We start from the raw sequence: 3,076 nt of genomic DNA on the forward strand, positions 1-3,076 counted from the left end.
AGCTGATTATCTTGCTCAACTAGGCTATCATATAGGTGTGAAAATTTTAAGAGAGTGGCTAATTGGGGAACTCGAAGAATACCTAGCTTCGTCGCCAAATGATAGTACTGGTCTGAAAAATATTAGGGGATGCGCACGTACAGTAGCAGAATACGGAGACGAATTATGGATTAATAAGCTATACGAGCTTTCCAAGGTAGAAGGGTTCTATGCTTATTGCAGAGAGATATTAGTAAATGCTGAAACCGAAATAGGTTTTGACATGCTTTACCAAGAGATAAATGGTGAAGCAAATGTTAACACGAAATTTTTGCCAATGGTTTTAGCTATGCGTCGCTATCCCAGCAAATCGGGAAATATCATAAAAGCTGTTTTAGAGATTGGTGATCCCCGATTAACAAAACGATTAAGTGAACTGTTACCTCCTGAGTACAAAGGGAAATCCTGGACAAACATTATTTGATCAGCGACAATTATTTTTACCGTTCAACGACAATTAAAATTACCGGATAAGGTAATGTTGTCGACTGTTTGATATCGGACTTATGTTTAAACATAAAGGTATCAAATGGTCACAGATGAACAGGTGAAAATGCTTATGACATTAATCAACAAAGAGAAGACCCTTGCGGTGGCAGCAGCCAAAGCAGGAATGACCGAGAAGACTGCCAGGAAGTATAGGGACCTGGAACAGTTGCCAAATCAACTGGCTCCACAGCATACATGGCGGACTCGTAAAGATCCATTTGAGGATGACTGGCCTTGGGTCCAGGCCCAGATAGAGATTAACCCTGGCTTGGAGGCCAAGACCTTATTCGAGGCTCTACAACGCGATTATCCGGGCCGATACCAGGACGGACAGCTTCGAACACTGCAACGTCGTGTTAAGATCTGGAGAGCTACTGAGGGCCCGGCCCGAGAAGTCTTCTTTCCACAGGTACATAAACCAGGCGTGCTGTGTGAATCCGATTTTACTCATATGAATGATCTTGGTGTGATGGTCGAAGGAATCCCTTTCGATCACATGATCTATCATTTTGTGTTAACCTATTCGAACTGGGAAACCGGGACGATCTGTTTCTCAGAGAGCTTTGGCAGCCTCAGTGAAGGGCTCCAGAATGCTCTGTGGCAATTAGGGGGCGTTCCCAAGCAACACCGAACAGACCGCTTGTCGGCAGCCGTTAACAAACCCAGTCATCCAGAGGAATTTACCCAGCACTATCAAGCCCTTCAAAATTATTACGGATTTGAAGGCTGCAAGATCCAAGCCAGATGTCCGAATGAAAATGGGGATGTCGAACAGAGTCACCATCGATTCAAACGGGCCTTAGATCAAGCGCTCATGCTGCGAGGCAGCCGTAACTTTGACACGGCAGACGACTATAAGATATTTCTGCAGCAACTGTTTGACCAGCTCAATGCTGGCAGAACCAAACGATTCAATGAGGAGCTGCCGCTATTGAAGTCTCTGCCGCAGAAGCGGCTTGATGACAAACGTGTGTATAAAGTCCGTGTGGGTCGCTCCAGTACTATCAACGTCTTGAACAATACCTACTCAGTGCATAGCCGTCTCATCAAAGAGAACATTGAAGTACGCGTGGGTGCCGAGCATCTGGAGATCTGGTATGCCCAGAAGCAGGTCGATCGCATGCCCAGGCTCCATGGAGACGGCAAGCATCGGATCAATTACCGTCACGTTATTGATTGGCTGGTTCGAAAGCCAGGGGCGTTTGAGAACTATCGGTATAAGAGCAGCATGTTCCCGACCAGCAACTTTCGTGTTGCGTATGACCAATTAGCAAAACAGCACAGTATTCGCCAGGCCTCCAAGGAATACTTACGAATCCTCCATTTGGCTGCCACAGAGTCTGAGACACACGTAAATCGCATTCTGTTGCTCTTCTGTCACAATGATCAACCGATCAGCCACGAAACCGTCAAAGAGCAACTGACATCGGCTCAACGGCTACCTTCAGCGACTGAAGTCACGGTCGATGCCATTGATCTGAGAGACTATGACGTGTTGTTGGAAAGGGTGATCTAATGGTATCCAAAAAGAAACAACCATCCCCTTGTCTGGATGATTTACTGACAGAGTTGCGACTATCCACCATACGGCAGCATTATGCGGATGATGCTCAGCAGGCCGCTACCGAAACACTCAGTTACCAAGCCTATCTTCAAGGGCTTGTTGAACGTGAAGTTGAGTCTCGTAAACATAACAGGATTAGTCGCTTATTACGACAATCACGTCTACCTTTGGAAAAAAGCCTGAGTGCCTTCGAACTGACGCGTCTGCCCAACAAGATAGTTCAACAGATCCGCAGCCTTCTTGACGGTCAGTTCTTGGCTCGCACAGAGAACATCTTGGCCTTTGGTAATCCCGGTAGCGGCAAAACACATTTATTGTGTGCTATTGGCCAGGAGCTCATTCAGCTAGGCCATACCGTTTACTTCAGTACCTGCAGTTTGTTAGTACAGGATCTATTGCGTGCCAAACGCGATCTGGTCCTGGACAAAGCCCTCAAGAAGCTCTCAAAGTATGAGGTGCTGATCATTGATGATATTGGCTATGTCCAGCAAAACCGTGCAGAGATGGAGGTGCTGTTTAGTTTACTGGCGTATCGTTACGAACGCGGTAGTGTGATGATCACTAGCAATCTTCCGTTCTCTCAGTGGGAATCCATCTTTAAAGATCCCATGACGACCGCGGCCGCGATAGACCGTCTTGTTCATCACAGTGTGATCTTGGAACTGAACATGAAAAGCTATCGGATAGAGGAAGCCAAGAAGCAGAAGAGAAAGGTCCGATAAGCCGCGGACCCCATGGGGTCCCTCCCAGAGGGAAAAACCTATGCGAACTGTCGTCGGTAAAAATAATTGTCGTTGGTAGGAAAGAATAGTTGACGCTGGTCACACCTGCGTTATCCGAGGAAACACATTCATGAATACTATAAAATTCTACGGCCATTTCGCTGCAGCGTATGGCAGTTGCTGGCTACTACTCTTCTTATGTGCTTTGGTTACGCAGAGCAAAATAAATCTAGGTGAACTAGGCTTCTTTGGGTTTCCTGCA

General features: G+C 46.6%; 3 protein-coding genes. All 3 read left to right on the forward strand.

The features are described from left to right. Nucleotides 1–463 (forward strand): hypothetical protein (locus GY843_RS20005; protein WP_297312333.1); only part of this gene is annotated, 463 nt, incomplete at its 5' end. 144 nt (nt 464–607) lie between these two features. Then, nucleotides 608–2,044 carry an IS21 family transposase gene (gene istA, locus GY843_RS20010; protein WP_297312337.1) on the forward strand — a complete coding sequence of 479 codons (1,437 nt, stop codon included), beginning with the start codon at nt 608–610 and terminating at the stop codon, nt 2,042–2,044. Further along, the gene (gene istB / locus GY843_RS20015; RefSeq protein WP_297312335.1) at nt 2,044–2,814 is read left to right on the forward strand and encodes an IS21-like element helper ATPase IstB; all 771 of its coding nucleotides are present in this window, start codon (nt 2,044–2,046) and stop codon (nt 2,812–2,814) included. Before istA ends, istB begins: the two co-directional genes overlap by 1 nt. Nucleotides 2,815–3,076 lie beyond the last annotated feature (262 nt).

The sequence above is a fragment of the Neptuniibacter sp. genome, assembly GCF_024231755.1.
Lineage (GTDB): Bacteria > Pseudomonadota > Gammaproteobacteria > Pseudomonadales > Balneatricaceae > Neptuniibacter.